Below are 15,593 nucleotides of genomic sequence, written 5' to 3' on the forward strand. Positions count from 1 at the left end.
TATCAGCACCGGGCACCATAGACTTGCTGCATGGCTTTGAACCCGCATGCAACCTTCACAGTCGACTCCGCCGTCGAACTGGCAGTCATCGAACGCAGCGGCTTCGTGGAGTCCCGCCACATCGGCTCGGCTGTTGTGCTTGCCGCGGATGGAACTGTAGTGATCGAGCTCGGCGATATTAACGCGCCCATTTTTGCCCGGTCCACGCTCAAACCGCTGCAGGCCCTCGCATCGATGCAGTCCGGAGTGCCCTTGCGGGGTGCCCAGGTGGCCATCGCGTGCGGCAGCCACGTCGGGTCCCTGGACCACATGGATGTGGTCGAGGGCATGCTCAAGGCGGCCGGGGCCAAGGAAGACCAGCTGCAGTGCCCGGCCGACTGGCCCCAGGATGAGACCGCCCGGAACTGGCTCGTCCAGACCGAGCGCGGCAAGTCCAGGCTTGCGTTCAACTGCTCGGGCAAGCACGCTGCGTTCCTTTGGGCGTGCACGGAGAACGGCTGGGACAAGAACAGCTACCTCGAACCCAACCACCCGCTGCAGCAGCGCATCCGCTCCGTGATCGAGGAGTACTGCGGCGAACACATCACCCACCTGGGCATCGACGGCTGCGGCGCACCGGTTGCCGCCGTCTCCCTGATCGGCCTGGCCCGGGCCTACTCGAAGCTGGCCAAGGCTCCGGGCGACAAGAACTCGAACGCACGGGCCGCCACGATTGCCACGTCCATGCTGGACTACCCGTGGGCCGTCCAGGGGCGCGGGCAGGCCAACACGATCGTGATGGACGAACTCGGCATCCTCGCCAAGATCGGCGCCGAGGGGGTGCTGGTCATGGCCACCCGCCAGGGCGTCTCGGTTGCCATCAAGATGCTCGACGGCAACATCCGGGCCACCACCCTGGTGGGGCTGACGCTCCTCGCGGCCTCCGGCGCCGTCGAAATCCCTGAAGTGTCCAGCGTCCTGGACAAGGTGGTGGACCCCGTCCTGGGCGGGGGACGCCCGGTAGGCAAAATCCGGCTCGGGCGGGCCGTCGCGGCTCTGCTGGACTAGGGCTGGAGGCAGGAAAGTGGCTGTATCGCGCCGCCGAATCGCCGTGGACGAGGGCCGCGCGGCACTTGCCGCGTGGCAGGACGCCAATCCCGCGGCACCCGGCCCCGAAGGAACCAGCGCCGTCCCGCGCAGCACCATCGCGACGGCGGTGCGCTACTCGCTGGAGGAAGTCAGCGCGCGGGCGCCCGGCAACTCCGTGGAGGTGCGGGTCCCTCCGTTCGGCGTCACGCAGTGCGTGGAGGGCCCGCGGCACACGCGCGGCACCCCGCCGAACGTCATCGAGTGCGACGCCGCCACCTGGCTGGCGATGGTCAGCGGGCGATTGAGCTGGGCAGACGCCGTCGCGGCCGGCCATGTTGCGGCCTCGGGACTGCGCGCGGACCTGTCCGCCCTGCTGCCGCTCTAACCCGGCCTCCTAACCTCCCACAAGCCGGTCCTCAAGCGGCCAGGACCTCAGCCGCGGCCGATGAACGGCATGCCCGCAGCCGTGACCACGAGGGATCCCACGTTGGCCGACGCCGGCATCCCGGCCATCAGCAGCACGGCCCGGGCGGCGTCCTGCACCGCAAATGTCGGCTCGGCCCGCAGGCTGCCGTCTGCCTGGACCGCCCCGGAGCCGACGCCGATCTCCTCCATGAGATCCGTTGCGGCATTGCCGATGTCGATTTGTCCGCAGGTGATGCCGAACTCCCGCCCGTCCAGGTCAATGCTTTTGGTCAGCCCCGTGATCGCATGCTTGGTCACCGTGTAGGCCACCGTCCGGGGCCGGGGTGAATGCGCCGCGATCGAACCGTTGTTGATGATCCGTCCGCCCTGGGGCGACTGGGCCTTCATGGCCCGGACGGCGGCCGCGGCGCAGAGGAGGGATCCTGTGAGGTTCACGGCCACGGTCGCGTCCCAGTCCTCCATGGTGATCTCGTCCACTGAGGCGGCGGGGCCGAACACGCCGGCGTTGTTGAAGAGCACGTCCACCCGTTCCCACTGCCCCAGCGCCGCGGCGAAGAGCCGCTCGACGTCGTCGGGGACGGTGACATCGCACGGGACCGCGAGCGCCTGGCGGTGGCCGGCCGCGGTCTCGCGGAGCGGCTCCTCCCGCCGCCCCGCCAGGACCACCCGGTAGCCCTCGGCCAGCATGAGGCGGGCCACCGCACGGCCGATGCCGGAACCGGCTCCGGTGACGACGGCGACCCTTCCGGGGGTGTGGTGCTGGCTCATGGGGTCCTCCTCGACGGTTACGCGGCTGCCCGGCCAGCGTACCGCCGAGATGGCACTTCACGGCAGTGTTTCGCGCCCGGACCGCCGCGAACTGTCATCTCGGTGGGTCATCTCGGGAGGCTGCGGGCGGACATTTCGGGGCGGGCCGCCCTAGCGGGAGTCCTCGCCGCGGTCCCGGGTCTGCCGGCCCGTGCGGTAGCCGGACCAGAACGCGAGTACCAGCAGCCCGACGCCGATCAGCGCGGACCCGGTCCAGGCGCTGGCGCCCATGAACATAAGCCCCTGCGGCACGACGGGTCCGGTGGCCAGCGGAGCATACGCGAACCAGCCAAAGTCCTCCTGCGGCACCGGCTGGGCGAGGAAGACCAGCCCGGCGAGCAGCATGGCCGCGGCGGCGAGCGGCACGGCCACACGGCCGAGCAGACTCTTCCGGGCACGGCCGGAATTCCGATTCCCCCGCGGATCCATGGCCATACTGTAACCGCTCGGCGCAGGAATCCCGGCAGGGTCCAACGGCCGCCCGGAGGTCAGTGGCGGGCCTGCGCCCTCTTTCCCGCCGCCAACGAGCCTCCAATTGCGGAGTTTGATCGCCCGGCACCGCCGCGCCGCCCCCTGATCACCCGGGCGGACGAGCCGGGCACGGCGGCCCGTCCATCGGCGCTGCGGTCCCTGATCAGGCCGGTTCCTGCGATCTCCCTCGCCTGGGCGACGCCGGCAACGGCCGCTTTCTTGGTGGGAAACGTCACTGAGACCGCCATCAGTTGTCCTGCCCCGTCCATCATCCGAATGCGGTAGCCGCCGTCGGGCGCGTCCACGAGCTCAAAATACCCCGCCATTGCACACTCCTCGTTCCCTCGTATCCCCCGCCGGGATGTTAGTAAGTGTACTTACTTAACGGTGGAGGGAAAGTGCTGAAGGTCCTGCCGTTCCCCCACTGGAGCCCACCGGCGGCCGGGCCGAGGGTCACGGGGACAGGTCACTGGCAGGGTTTGCGGGCACGGGCACACGTCACGGGGGGGCGGGCGCGCCTCAGGGACGCGGGGCGGATCCGGGGCGGGGCGATCTGCGGGTCCGGGGAGGCGGCGCCCCGCCCGCGCCCGCACGCAGCGGGGTGTCGCTGCGGCGGACGCCATCGTCTTGCAGTTCCAGCGCGCTCATCACGAGGGCGAAGTGGCTGAAGGCCTGCGGCGTGTTGCCAAGCTGACGGCCGGCCTCGACGCCCCACTCCTCGCTGAGGAGTCCGACGTCGTTGCGCAGCGCCAGCAGGCGCTCGAACAGTTCCCCGGCCTCGTGGCGCCGGCCCGCCCCGATCAGCGCCTCCACCAGCCAGAAGGAGCACGCTAGGAACACCCCTTCCTCGCCGGGAAGCCCGTCGTCGCTCTGCGCCGGCAGGTAGCGGCGCAGGAAGCCGTCGTGCGTCAGCTCGCGCTGGACGGCGTCGATGGTTCCGATGATGCGCGGATCATCCGGCGGGAGGAACCCCACCCGGGGCAGCAACAGGAGACTGGCGTCCAGCTCGGGCCGCCCGTAGGACTGCACGAATGTGTTGCGTTCGGCGTCGAACCCGTTGGCCATGACCTCGGCGTGGATTCTGTCACGCAGCTCTTCCCAGCGGTCGGCCGGGCCGGTCAGGCCGAAGTCCCGGACCCCCTTGACCATGCGGTCCGCCGCCACCCATGCCATCACCTTGGAGTGCGTGAAGTGGCGCTGCGGGCCGCGCATTTCCCACAGCCCGTTATCCGGCCGGCTCCAGGCTGTCTCGAGGTGTTCCATGAGGGCCACCTGGACGTCCCAGGCGTCGTCGGTGTGTTTGAGGAGGGAGTTCCGGGTCAGGGACAGGCAATCGAGCACCTCGCCCCAGACATCGAGCTGCAGCTGGCCGGCCGCGCCGTTCCCGGTACGCACCGGGGCGGAGTTTTCATAGCCCTTCAGCCACGGCAGTTCGAGCTCCGGCAGCCGGCGTTCACCGTGGAGGCCGTACATGATCTGCAAATCCGCCGGGTCCCCGGCGACGGCCCGGAGCAGCCAGTCGCGCCACGCGCCGGCCTCCTCCGTGTAGCCCGCGGCCAGCAGCGCCTGCAGGGTGAGGGTGGCGTCGCGCAGCCAGCAGAAGCGGTAGTCCCAGTTCCGGGTGCCGCCGATCTCCTCCGGCAGGGACGTCGTGACGGCGGCAACAATGCCCCCGGTGGGGGCGAAGGTCAAGGCTTTGAGCGTGATCAGCGAGCGCTGGACGGCGTCACGGTGCGGCCCGGTGACCTTGCACTTCGCCGACCAGCCAAGCCAGAACTCCTCGGTGGAGGCCAGGACCGCTTCCGGGTTCACTGAGCGCGGCCGGCGACGGTGGCTGGGGCTCCATGTCAGCACGAAGGGCACCCGGTCCCCGGCCGTGACCGTGAAGTCGCTGACGGTGTGCATCCGCTCGCCCCGCAGGGGCGCCTCGGTCACCAGATAGGCGGAGTCGGGCCCGGCGACGGCGTGGATCCCGCGCTCGTCGTGGCGGACCCACGGCACAATATGGCCATAGTCGAACCGGAGCGCCAGTTCGCCGCGCATCCGCACCGTGCCGCGGACACCGACGACGATCCGCACGATATCCGCCACTTCGTCGCGCGGCGGCATGAAGTCAATGATCCGGACCTTGCCCTCGGGCAAGTCCCACTCGGTTTCCAGGATCAGCGTGCCCTTGCGGTAGCGGCGCCGGGTGCATTCGCCGCCGCCGGCCGGCGCCAGCAGCCACCGGCCGGCCGCGGGGGTATCGAGGAGCGCGCCGAAACAGGCCGGTGAGTCGAAGCGGGGCAGGCACAGCCAGTCAATGGAGCCTTCGGTGCTGATCAGGGCCGCGGTGTGCAGATCCCCGACCATTGCGTAATCCTCGATGCGGGCCATGACACTTACAGTGCCACACCACAGTCCCACCCGGCACGGGAGGGCATCGGGAGCCGGATCACCGGAATGCCCGCAGGACTAGGATCCATCCGTGGGAGAACTATCTGCGGGGAAAGGGACCGGGCATGGCAGGGCACGAAGCCGCTTGGCACGACGGCGCCGGCGACACAGGTACCGGCCGCACAGGAACTGTGCGGATCGGAACGTCCGGCTGGAGCTATGACCACTGGGAAGGGGTCCTCTATCCGCCAGGCCTGCCCGCCCGGGACAGGCTGGCGCACTATGCGGCCCGCTTCGACACCGTGGAACTGAACGCCAGCTTCTACCGCTGGCCCAGGGAGGACTCGTTTGCCGGGTGGCGCCGCCGCCTGCCCGAAGGGTTCGCCCTGTCCGTCAAGGCGCCCCGGGGCCTGACCCACGGCAAGAAGCTCTACGCCCCGGAGGCCTGGGTGGACCGGATCACCCGGTGCTGGCACGAACTCGGCGACAAGCGGGCCGTGCTGCTCGTCCAGCTGCCCCCGGACTTCGCGCGGGACGATGCCCGGCTGGACTACTTCCTGGCGGCACTGCCCGGGTGGATCCGTGTCAGCGTGGAGTTCCGCCACCCAAGCTGGGACGACGCCGGCGTTTACGCCCTGCTGGAACGTTACGGCGCGGCCTACTGCATCATGAGCGGCGCCGGGCTCCCGTGCGTCCTGCGCGCGACCGCACCGTTCGTCTACGTCCGGCTTCACGGCCCGGACCGCGACGTCCTCTACGGCGGATCGTATCCGGACGAGGACCTGCACTGGTGGGCCGCGCGGATCCGCGAATGGCGGGCGGCCGGCAAGGACGTCTTCGCCTATTTCAACAACGACGGCGGCGGCAACGCCGTCCGCAACGCCACCGCACTGCGCCGGCTGCTGGATGAGCCGCCGCCTGGGTAATCCGGAGTCACGGGCGCCGCCTCCCGGAACCCCGCCGGCACTGCCGCGGCCCGGCACTGTGGGAGAGTGGAGGCATGGAATTGGCGTCGCAACCAGCGCAGCAGCTGCCCGTGTCCGGTAACAGGGCCTTCCGGCTCGCCCATTGGGTGTCGGACACCGTCAATGGGGTTCGCCTCAAGACGGCCCGCCGCTGGAAGTTCATCCCGCAGACCGTCGCCTATCAGGGCTACGGTTCGACAGAGTGGGTCAGGCTGCTGGGCCGCGTGGTCCTCACCAGCAGGCCCGTGCCCGGCAGCAAGGCGGAGCGCCTGGCCCTGAACGGAAACCAGAACATCCGCGGCTGGCGCGCCTTCACGAGTGTCCCGGTTCAGTTCACCGAGGTGGAAATCCAGATCGGCGGCGTCACCACGCGCGTGCACGTGCATACGGACCGCGGCGGCCTGGTAGACACCCTGGTCCACGTGGCGTTGGCCCCGGGCTGGCATACGGCCGTGCTGCGGGCCGAAGGAACGGAACCGGTTGAGGCCAGGATTTTCGTGATCTCCCCGGACACCAAGCTGGGCATTGTCTCGGACATTGACGACACCATCATGGTCACGGCCCTCCCCCGGCCTTTCCTGGCGCTGTGGAACACCTTCGTCCTGAACGAACGCGCCCGGATGGCGACACCCGGCATGGCCGTCCTGATGGATCGGCTCAAGGTGGAACACCCGGAGGCGCCGGTGATCTACCTGTCCACCGGGCCGTGGAACGCAGCGCCCACTCTGGCCCGCTTCATCGCCCGGAACCTCTATCCCTCGGGCGCACTGCTGCTCACGGACTGGGGACTGACCCATGACCGCTGGTTCCGCAGCGGACAGGAACACAAACGGCGGAACCTTGAGCTGCTGGCCCAGGAGTTCCCGAACATGCGCTGGCTGCTGTTCGGCGACAACGGCCAGCACGATGAAGAGATCTACTCCGGCTTCGCGCAGGAGCACCCGGACCAGGTCGCCGCGATCGGCATCCGGCAGCTCTCGGCCAGCGAGGCCGTCTTCGCCGGCGGCCACTCCGACACAGGAGACCACTCGGAATCATCCGTACCGTGGCTCTACTCGCCCGACGGCGCCGGACTCGCCAAGGGCCTGCAGGACCTGGATCTGCTCTAAGTTGTCGCTGCTTTAGGGGCGTCGGCCCCGGGGCGGGGCTGTCCGACGTCGGCCGCCCCATCCTGTTGCCCGACGTCGGCCTGCTTTCCGACGTCGGGCTGCGCGGCGGGCGCCGCGTTCCGGGCCGCCAGAACTTCCTGGAGCCAGTAGTAGGAGGCCTTCGGTGTGCGGACCTGGGTGTCGAAATCGACGTGCACCAGACCGAACGGCTGCTTGTAGCCGGCGGACCACTCGAAGTTATCCATGAAGGACCACACATAGTAGCCGCGAAGGTCCACGGCCTCGGCCGCACCGCCGGGACGTGTCGCTTCCAGGGCCGTGCCGATGTGCTCCGCGAGGTAACGCAGGCGCCGTTCATCCGGAACCATCCGGCGGTCCGCCCCGACACACTGGACCACCACGTCCTCGAAACTGGCCCCGCCCTCGGTGATGTAGACCGGAGGCAGATCCGGGTAGCGCTCGGCCATCTCAGCCAGGGCAACCGACATGTATTCGGGCTTGACCGGCCAGCCGTAGGCCGTGGTCTCGGTGTCCGGGAACGGCGCGATGTGGAAGGGCGCACCGGGTGTCCCGCTGAGGTCATCCCCCATGGCCTCGGCCATGCCGGGCGGCACGGTCCCCTCACCCGGACCCGCCCCGACGCGGGTGGGCATGTAATAGTTCAGGCCATAGAAATCCAGGGGCTGGGAGATCAGGTCCATATCTTCGCTGGAGGGGCTGAACGACGATGAAAAGAACGTAGCGGCCCGAATGATGTCCGGGTACTTGCCGAGCAGCACGGGGTCAGCGTAGAGCCGGTTCTGCGCCACATCCATGAGTCCGGCGCTGACCGCGTCCAGCGGGTTGGCGGTGGCCGGGACCATCGGTGAGTACACATTGGTAATGCCGATTTCGCCCTGTACCTTGGCGGCACGCAGCGCCTGGAGCGCCAGGCCGTGGCCCAGCAACTGGTGGTGCACGCTGGGGAGGGCCTTGAGCATGAGTGCCTCGCCGGGCGCATGCATGCCCAGGGCGTAGCCGTTGGTGGTGACCGTGGCGGGCTCGTTGACAGTCACCCAGCGGCTAACGCGGTCCCCGAAGGCGGCCGCGGCGATGCCGGCGAAGTCCCCCAGCCGGTAGGCCGTATCCCGGTTCATCCACCCGCCGGCCTCATCCAGGGGCAGCGGGGTGTCCCAGTGATAGAGCGTGGCCATGGGGGAAATACCGTTGGCGAGCAACAGGTCGATCAGCCGGTCGTAGAAGTCCAGTCCGGCGGGGTTCACGGGCCCGCTGCCGCCGGGCTGGATCCTGGACCAGGACAACGAAAACCGGTACGAATCGATCCCCAGGTCCTTCATCAGTGCCACGTCCTCTGGCATCCGGTGGTAGTGGTCGCAGGAGACGGCCGGGCTGTGGTCCTCCACGATCGAGCCCGGTTTCGCGGCGAAGACGTCCCATCCGGTGGGGCCGCGGCCGTCTTCGTCGAGTGCGCCCTCGATCTGGAAAGCGGATGTAGCCACGCCCAGGGTGAAGCCGGGCGGAAGAAGGGAAGCCAGATCCTTGGCGGAAGCGTTCATCGACGGGACCTCTATGTAGTTTCAGGAGTTGGTTGACTGATCTTAGGCTTCCCCGGGGGCGGGCGCCACGACCCGGGCCGTTTGACGGACGCGATGCCGGCGGCCACTGTTGATCAGTGCACCTGACAATTGAACAAGGCGTCAACCGCCGGCCGGCCCCGGCGACGCCCGGCCCCGGCCGGCAGGCAGCAGCTCTCCTCTGCTTCCTCGCGGTCTCCCATGGGGTGTCCTTTGTGGCGTCGCTGGTCATCATCGGGAACGCCGGCGGATGGTACGCGGCGGCGGACAAGGCTCCGTGGACTCCCCCGGCCTGGGCCTTCGGAGCGGTCTGGACGGTGCTATATACAACCATGGCGGTGGCGGCGTGGCTGGTCTGGCGCCGGGGAACAGGGCTTGCCTCCTCCGGGCGCAGCCGAGGCGCCATGACCGTCTACGGCATCCTGCTGCTCGTGAACCTCGCCTGGGCGCCCCTGTTCTTCGGCATGTACCCCATGGTCGGCTCGGCCGCCCTCTGGCTGGCTCTCCTGGTCATCGCCGCCCATGCCGTGGCCGCGGCCGCCACCGTGGTCCGGTTCGGCCTCATCAGCCGGGCAGCCGGCCTGCTCATGCTGCCGTACGTCTCGTGGATTGTGTTCTCACTTACCCTGAACGCCTACGCCGCCGCCAGCAACTGAACCCTGCCAGCAACTGAACCCCGACGTCCTTCCTGTCCCGCTTCTTCCGCTCCGGTCAGCGGCCCGGGCAACAGTGTCTCCCCGTCACGGCCCGGGTTCCCAGCGAACGGGGAGCACGCGCACAAGGGGATCCCGACGCCGGACGATGCGCACCGGGATGTCGCGGCCGCCCGGGCCGGGATGGCCGCTCTGGCCGTTTTGGTGGCTCCGGCCGTTCTGGTGATTCAAGGTGCCGTCCTGGACGTCAGGCCGCCCGCCGCCGGCGTCATACTCCGCCCGGGTCCTGGCGTCCCGCAGCACGGCGAAGGCCTGCAGAATCCCGCCCGCGTCACTGCCGTCGGGAGGGCCGATGTCCGGATAACCGATATCCGGATGGTGCCGGCGCATCAGCGCCCGGAAGGCGTGGCCAATCTCCTGCCGGCTCGCCTCCGGCGAGACGTGCAACAGCGCGTAGTAGCCGCGGGGATCAGGGTTGCTGCCGGGCATGGTCATTTCTCCGGGGCTGACGGCCGGGGCCGGCGCCGTGGTGCGTGCTCGGCGCCGGCTCCGGGGGCTACTTCCCGATCTCCTGCCGTTTGTCCTGCGAACGGGTTATTTCAATCTTCCGCGGCTTGGCCTGCTCCGCCACGGGAATGCGGAGGGTTAGGACACCGTCAGCGTAATGCGCCTTGACGTTTTCCGTGTCCAGGGTGTCCCCGAGGATCAACTGGCGGCTGAAAACGCCGCGGGGGCGCTCCGAAACCGTCAGCTCCACGTTGGGCTGCGTCGGGTCCCGCCGCTCCGCCCGGACGGTCAGGACATTGCGCTCAATGTCGAGCCCGATCGAGTCGACGTTAACCCCCGGGAGGTCGAATGCAACGACGAATTCGCCGTTCTCCTGCCACGCGTCCATGGGCATGGCCGCGGGGCGTGCCACCGTCCCGAACACCTGCTGGGCGAGCCGGTCAAAGTCACGGAACGGGTCCGTCCGAATCAACATCATTTCCCACTCCTTCAGTGCGAGTTGGTCTGTATTCCTTCCACACCCACCACGATTTTTTCTGTAGTGGTGGGTATAGATTTTTTATAGCACCGGTGGCACACTGTTGCAAGGGAAAATTGCGGACAGGAGGAGGACCATGGCGGACCGCGGCGCGGATTCAGGCCTGTACGCCATCTCCGTAGTGGCGCAGCTGGTGGGCACCGGGCAGCAGAACATCCGGCTCTACGAGCGCCGGGGACTCCTCGCACCGGACCGCACCGCCGGGGGCACCCGGCAGTACAGCGACGCCGACCTCGTGGTGCTGCGGCGGATCGGCGAACTCCTGGCGGAGGGCCTTAACCTGGCCGGCGTGGCCAAGGTGATGGAACTGGAGGAAGCCAATGCCCGGCTGCGGGCCGAGCTCAAGCGGGCGCGCGGCCGCTGACGGTGCTCAGTCCTGGCCGGCGTCGGCGGTGGAGAGCGTTCCCGTGATCTGTTCGCCCCGGATCCGGGCCGTCCGCCAGGTGTCCAGCGCAATGACCCCGCCCAGGACCACCAGCGAGATGGAGAAGGCGCCCAGGGCATCGGTCAGCCAGTGATAGCCGAGGTAGAGGCGGCTGATTGCTGCGAAGAACATGCCGATCCCCGCCACAATGAAGGCGACGACGGCGGCCCAGGGGCTCTTCCGGCGCGAGAAGACCAGGAACGTGGTGACCAGCAGGAAATCGCACGCGCCCAGGACGTGACCGGAAGGGAAGGAGAACGTGGTGTCGGCACCGAAGAGCATGAGCTCCACGGGTGGACGCTGGCGTTCCACTATGCGGCCAATCACCTGCGCAAGGATCACCCCGGTCAGCATGGCGCCGGCCAGGAGCATCGGCCGCCAGGCGTGCTTGGCCAGCAAGCCCCAGGCCACAGTCACGACGAGGACAATGATCGGCAGGCCGATGGGGCCGAAGACGATCGCCAGAATGATCATGATGGTGGTGGCAGGTTCCCCACGCAGGGTCAGGAGCCAGGACCGGGTAGGCTCGTCCGCCGCCGACAGGCCGCCGTGCTGGAGGACACTTGCGAGGATTACCACGAACAGCACGACGCCCGTGATCATCAGGGCGACGGCCGTGAGATACAGATTCCGGCGCGCCGTGGCGCTCATGTACCGCTCCTCCACGACGAACTTTTCGTGGAAGGTCCGCCACCGGCCCTGCGGTTTACCTGTTTGAGCCTCTGCCATGTCGCCGTGCCGCCTTTGCGCCGTGTTGTGGATAGTCCCCGCTGAAGATTATCCCCTGTTATTTGCGCGGTGGTAGGCAAATGGCCCGACGGGATCTCCCCCGCAGAGGTGTGGCCCGGCCGCCGGATTCCGTAACCTGCCGGCCCGGACGGGGCAGGACGTTGCTGTGAGCCGCTTCACAGTGTAGCCTCCCAAACTAACAAGTTAGCCTCCAAGGCAACTTGTGATGCTTACTAAGCAACTCTTGCGGAATCAATGATGAGCTGGATGGAGAACAACAATGGTCGAGGAACAGCCTGCTGATGCCCGCGCGGGGCGGAACCCCGGAAAGGTCACCGAGGTGGAGACCTACGGCATCGAGCGGATACCCGAGAAGGACCGCAATGCGAGCGCCCTTGACCTGTTCAGGGTTTCGTTCGGCGGGGCCAACACCTTCGCCACGGCCTTCCTGGGCGCATTTCCGATCCTTTTCGGCCTGTCATTCTGGCAGGGACTCGCCGCGACGGTGACGGGCCTGGTTGTCGGCGCCCTCCTGCTGGCACCCATGGCCGTCTTCGGCCCCACGAACGGGACCAACAACGCAGTGTCATCCTCAGCCCACCTGGGCGTGCACGGCCGGGTGGTCGGATCATTCCTGTCATTGCTAACTGCCTTGGCATTTTTCTCCATCTCGGTCTGGAGTTCCGGCGATGCCCTGGTCGGCGGCCTGAACCGGCTGGTTGGCCTGCCGCAGGACATGGGCTCGTTCGCCGTCGCCTACGGCCTCTTTGGTGGACTCGTCCTGGTTGTCTGTGTCTACGGGTTCAAGTTCATGCTGCTGGTGAACAAGATTGCCGTCACGGCGGCCACCCTGCTGTTCGTTGTCGGCTTCATCGCCTTCGCGGGCGACCTCAACCTGAACTTCGAGGGCTCCTTCGGGACCGGATTCGACGGCGTCGGCATCGCGGGATTCATCCCGGCCTTCATCGGCGCGGCCCTGATCGTCATGTCCAACCCCATCTCGTTCGGCGCGTTCCTGGGCGACTGGGCGCGATACATCCCCACCGCCACACCGAAGCGCCGGGTCATGGGTGCGGCGCTGCTCGCCCAGCTGGCCACCCTTATCCCGTTCGTCTTTGGCCTGGCCACGGCGTCCATCATCGCCACCAAGGCACCGGAATTCATGGATCCGGCGGCGCCGAACTACGTCGGCGGACTGCTGGCGATTTCCCCGGCCTGGTATTTCGTGCCGCTCTGCGCCATCGCCCTGATCGGCGGCATGTCCACCGGGGCGTCCTCGCTGTACGGCACCGGCCTTGATTTCAGCAGCGTGTTCCCGAGGTTCAACCGGGTCCAGGCCACCCTGTTCATCGGGACCCTGGCGATCGTGTTCATCTTCGCCGGCCGCTTCGCCTTCAACCTTGTCCAGAGCATTTCCACATTCGCCACCCTGATCGTGACCTGCACCGCGCCGTGGATGGTGGTCATGATCATCGGCTTCATCACCCGCCGCGGCTGGTACGACGCCGATGCCCTCCAGGTGTTCAACCGGCGCCAGAGTGGCGGACGGTACTGGTTCAACCACGGCTGGAACCTGCGCGGCATGACTGCCTGGCTGGTCAGCGCCGGGGCAGGGCTGAGTTTGGTGAACATGCCCGGCCAGTTCCAGGGGCCCCTGGGCAATCTGGCGGGCGGTGTGGACATCAGCCTGCCGGCATCGCTGGGGCTGGCGGCCGTTCTGTACCTCGGGCTGCTGTGGATTTTCCCGGAGCCGCGCGGAGTGTTCCCGGCCGCCGGGCCGCGCTGGATCCCCTCGAAGGACACACCGGTGCCGCCGGTCATGGATGCGGCCGGCAACACCGTCCCTGCCGCACCCCAGGAGGCAGCCGCGCCGGGCTCGTCCGGCGACCGGGACCCGGAGCTGGTGAGCCAGCCGTGACGTGGTTCGATCTCAGCGTTCCGCTGCGCACCGGAATGCCTGTTTACCCCGGCGACCCAGAGGTCCGGATCGCATCGGCACTGACCGTGGAGGCCGACGGCGCCAACGTGCTCTCCCTCGCCATGGGCTCCCATTCGGGCACCCACGCAGACGCACCCCTGCATGTGGGCGACGGCTGGGCAGCCCTGGACGAGCTGCCGCTCTCCCTCTTCGGCGGCGTCGCCGAAATCGTGGACATCCGGGGCGTGGCCCGCGGCGGCGCCATCACCGCCGCGCAGTTGGCAGGGATCGCCCCGGCGGGCATGACTGGGAATCCCGGGGAACCTGGGAATCCAGCGAGGATCCTCCTGCTGCACACCGGCTGCGCCGCGGCCTGGGGAACCGACGAGTACCTCAAACACCCGTGGCTCGACGCCGCGGCGGCGCAGCTGATCGTGGACCGCGGCTACCGCGCCGTAGGCCTGGACGCCCTCAGCGTGGATCCCAGCTCCCCCGGCGCTTCGGACGGCAGGCCGGCGGACGGCAGCTTCCCAGCTCACGCCATCCTGGCCGGAAACGGCTGCATTATCGTAGAAAACCTCACCGGGCTGGAGCAGGTCCAGCGGGCCAGAGAAGCAGGATCCGACGTCGAGGTCTTCCTCTTTCCACTCAATATCCCCGGGGCCGACGGTGCCCCGATCCGGGCCGTGGCACGGCGGCTGCCGGCTCCGGAACTGCAGCCGGCGGTGCTGTACCCGACGGCGCTGCAGCCGACAGTGATCCGCGCCCTCAGCCGCCAAGAGGTGCAGGACGCAGCGGACCGCCTGGTTGCCGCCTTCGCGGCCACGGACACCGAAGCCTACTTTGCCGCCTTCAGCCCCCAGGCGACATTCATCTTCCATCCGGAAGCCCAGAGCCTTGGTTCCCGGTCCGCCTACCGCGCTCTCTGGGACAACTGGCTCGCCGGCGGCTGGCGCGTGCTCGAATGCCGGAGCAGCGAGCAGGACATCCAGCTTCTGGGGGCTACCGCGGTGTTTTCCCACCGCGTGGCCACGACAGTCCAGATTGACCGGGAAGGTGGCCGCGATACGAGCGATGAACGGGAGACCATCATCTTCTCCCGGGCCCCGGACGGCAGCATCGTTTGCGTCCACGAGCACCTCTCGGCCTGCCCCCAGTGATCCGGGTGACCAGACTCACTGGGACAGCCGGGGCCGGGATGGATCTGCAGGTCAACCGCCAGGGCCGCTACGTGCGGGCATTTGGCGTCCGCACGGCCTGCGCTCAGACACGGCGTGGTGATTTGACGGGTCAATAAATATGACGTTATTGTTCCTGAATCCATTGGGGCCGACTAGAAGTACTCCAAGAAAGACAGAGCGATGACCACGATTACCGAGTCCATTGAGATCCAAGTCGACAACCGCCACGTCCTCGACGAACGACTCAACGACGCCGTCCGCGGGCTGCAGCAGCTCGCCATGACCACGGGGAAGCACGGCATTCTGCTCACGCGGCACAAGCCGGGCCACTACACCGCGGCCCTCTCCGACAAGGTCCCCTACGGCATGACCCGCGAGCTCGTTCACTGAGCCACCGGTAGACCGGACGCCGAGAGCCGGACTTCAAAGAGCCAGGTCCCGGGCGGCAGAGCATCGACTCGCCGCCCGGGACCTTTTTGGCGTTTCAGGGGCCGGTTACCATCAGCGCCGGTCACCTGTCATGGCCGGTTCACCAGTCATGGACGGTGCCGTCGACGAGGCGGTTGTAGGGCAGGTAGGCCTGCTGGTAGGGGTAGGCGGCGGCGGCTTCGGCGTTGAAGTCGACGCCGATGCCGGGCTTGTCTCCCGGGTGCAGGTAGCCGTCCACGAAGGTCATGGACTGTTCGAAGACCTCGTTGGTCGCATCCGAGTGCTGCATGTATTCCTGGATGCCGTAGTTGTGGATCGCCAGGCCGACGTGCAGCTGCGCGGCGAACCCGACCGGGGAGATGTCGGTGGGGCCGTGGAAGCCGGACTTGATCTGGTACTGCGCGGCGAAGTCCATCAC

At 68.0% G+C, this 15,593-nt stretch carries 18 protein-coding genes; 9 read left to right on the top strand and 9 right to left on the bottom strand.

The genetic code is table 11. From position 1 onward, the window contains the following. The first annotated feature begins 30 nt into the window (after positions 1-30). Together AC1DR1_RS19490 and AC1DR1_RS19495 are read left to right on the top strand one after the other, a co-directional pair. Positions 31-1,047 (top strand): asparaginase, encoded by a 1,017-nt coding sequence (locus AC1DR1_RS19490; RefSeq protein ID WP_229995197.1) that lies wholly within the window; start codon positions 31-33, stop codon positions 1,045-1,047. 16 nt (positions 1,048-1,063) lie between these two features. Next, on the top strand, positions 1,064-1,453 hold the full coding sequence (locus AC1DR1_RS19495; protein WP_229995196.1) for a sterol carrier family protein: 390 nt from the start codon (positions 1,064-1,066) through the stop codon (positions 1,451-1,453). Between the two features lie 47 nt (positions 1,454-1,500). On the opposite strand, the gene AC1DR1_RS19500 is transcribed toward AC1DR1_RS19495, so the two are convergent. The 4 genes from AC1DR1_RS19500 to AC1DR1_RS19515 form a co-directional block, all read right to left on the bottom strand. Next, positions 1,501-2,262 (bottom strand): SDR family oxidoreductase, encoded by a 762-nt coding sequence (locus AC1DR1_RS19500; RefSeq protein ID WP_229995195.1) that lies wholly within the window; start codon positions 2,260-2,262, stop codon positions 1,501-1,503. A 150-nt stretch (positions 2,263-2,412) separates the two neighbouring features. Beyond that, on the bottom strand, positions 2,413-2,736 hold the full coding sequence (locus AC1DR1_RS19505; protein WP_476993123.1) for a hypothetical protein: 324 nt from the start codon (positions 2,734-2,736) through the stop codon (positions 2,413-2,415). A gap of 53 nt (positions 2,737-2,789) precedes the next feature. After that, a complete protein-coding gene (locus tag AC1DR1_RS19510) occupies positions 2,790-3,098 on the bottom strand; it encodes a DUF1508 domain-containing protein (protein WP_229995193.1) in 309 nt (102 codons plus the stop codon). 193 nt (positions 3,099-3,291) lie between these two features. Beyond that, on the bottom strand, positions 3,292-5,148 hold the full coding sequence (locus AC1DR1_RS19515) for a glycoside hydrolase family 15 protein (RefSeq protein WP_476993124.1): 1,857 nt from the start codon (positions 5,146-5,148) through the stop codon (positions 3,292-3,294). 125 nt (positions 5,149-5,273) lie between these two features. Here AC1DR1_RS19515 and AC1DR1_RS19520 point away from each other — a divergent pair, with 125 nt between their 5' ends. Both AC1DR1_RS19520 and AC1DR1_RS19525 read left to right on the top strand, forming a co-directional pair. Continuing rightward, positions 5,274-6,074 carry a DUF72 domain-containing protein gene (locus tag AC1DR1_RS19520; protein WP_229995807.1) on the top strand — a complete coding sequence of 267 codons (801 nt, stop codon included), beginning with the start codon at positions 5,274-5,276 and terminating at the stop codon, positions 6,072-6,074. 74 nt (positions 6,075-6,148) lie between these two features. Further along, positions 6,149-7,222 (top strand): App1 family protein, encoded by a 1,074-nt coding sequence (locus tag AC1DR1_RS19525; RefSeq protein WP_476993125.1) that lies wholly within the window; start codon positions 6,149-6,151, stop codon positions 7,220-7,222. Here the strand turns inward: AC1DR1_RS19525 and AC1DR1_RS19530 are convergent. Beyond that, on the bottom strand, positions 7,219-8,778 hold the full coding sequence (locus AC1DR1_RS19530; RefSeq protein ID WP_229995805.1) for a GH1 family beta-glucosidase: 1,560 nt from the start codon (positions 8,776-8,778) through the stop codon (positions 7,219-7,221). The genes AC1DR1_RS19525 and AC1DR1_RS19530 overlap by 4 nt on opposite strands. Before the next feature lie 116 nt (positions 8,779-8,894). On the opposite strand from AC1DR1_RS19530, the gene AC1DR1_RS19535 reads away from it, so the two are divergent. After that, the gene (locus AC1DR1_RS19535) at positions 8,895-9,452 is read left to right on the top strand and encodes a TspO/MBR family protein (RefSeq protein ID WP_356815859.1); all 558 of its coding nucleotides are present in this window, start codon (positions 8,895-8,897) and stop codon (positions 9,450-9,452) included. An 84-nt stretch (positions 9,453-9,536) separates the two neighbouring features. Here AC1DR1_RS19535 and AC1DR1_RS19540 read toward each other — a convergent pair whose 3' ends face one another. Together AC1DR1_RS19540 and AC1DR1_RS19545 are read right to left on the bottom strand one after the other, a co-directional pair. Next, complete coding sequence (locus AC1DR1_RS19540) at positions 9,537-9,938, bottom strand: J domain-containing protein (protein WP_229995804.1); 402 nt, start codon at positions 9,936-9,938, stop codon at positions 9,537-9,539. 67 nt (positions 9,939-10,005) lie between these two features. Beyond that, positions 10,006-10,434, bottom strand: coding sequence for an Hsp20/alpha crystallin family protein (locus AC1DR1_RS19545; protein WP_290369409.1), 429 nt, complete (start codon positions 10,432-10,434; stop codon positions 10,006-10,008). Between the two features lie 136 nt (positions 10,435-10,570). On the opposite strand from AC1DR1_RS19545, the gene AC1DR1_RS19550 reads away from it, so the two are divergent. After that, positions 10,571-10,858, top strand: coding sequence for a MerR family transcriptional regulator (locus tag AC1DR1_RS19550; RefSeq protein ID WP_229995803.1), 288 nt, complete (start codon positions 10,571-10,573; stop codon positions 10,856-10,858). A gap of 6 nt (positions 10,859-10,864) precedes the next feature. On the opposite strand, the gene AC1DR1_RS19555 is transcribed toward AC1DR1_RS19550, so the two are convergent. Then, positions 10,865-11,647 carry a phosphatase PAP2 family protein gene (locus AC1DR1_RS19555; RefSeq protein WP_229995802.1) on the bottom strand — a complete coding sequence of 261 codons (783 nt, stop codon included), beginning with the start codon at positions 11,645-11,647 and terminating at the stop codon, positions 10,865-10,867. Positions 11,648-11,927: 280 nt separating this feature from the next. Here AC1DR1_RS19555 and AC1DR1_RS19560 point away from each other — a divergent pair, with 280 nt between their 5' ends. The 3 genes from AC1DR1_RS19560 to AC1DR1_RS19570 all read left to right on the top strand — a co-directional run bounded on the left by AC1DR1_RS19560 (position 11,928) and on the right by AC1DR1_RS19570 (position 15,136). Continuing rightward, a complete protein-coding gene (locus AC1DR1_RS19560) occupies positions 11,928-13,565 on the top strand; it encodes a purine-cytosine permease family protein (RefSeq protein ID WP_229995801.1) in 1,638 nt (545 codons plus the stop codon). Next, positions 13,562-14,725 (top strand): cyclase family protein, encoded by a 1,164-nt coding sequence (locus tag AC1DR1_RS19565; protein ID WP_229995800.1) that lies wholly within the window; start codon positions 13,562-13,564, stop codon positions 14,723-14,725. Before AC1DR1_RS19560 ends, AC1DR1_RS19565 begins: the two co-directional genes overlap by 4 nt. 201 nt (positions 14,726-14,926) lie before the next feature. Beyond that, positions 14,927-15,136 (top strand): hypothetical protein, encoded by a 210-nt coding sequence (locus AC1DR1_RS19570; protein WP_229995799.1) that lies wholly within the window; start codon positions 14,927-14,929, stop codon positions 15,134-15,136. Between the two features lie 139 nt (positions 15,137-15,275). Here the strand turns inward: AC1DR1_RS19570 and AC1DR1_RS19575 are convergent. After that, positions 15,276-15,593: enolase C-terminal domain-like protein (locus tag AC1DR1_RS19575; protein WP_476993126.1), on the bottom strand; the 318-nt coding region annotated here is incomplete at its 5' end.

The sequence above is a fragment of the Arthrobacter sp. P4_F10 genome (genome assembly GCF_056401435.1).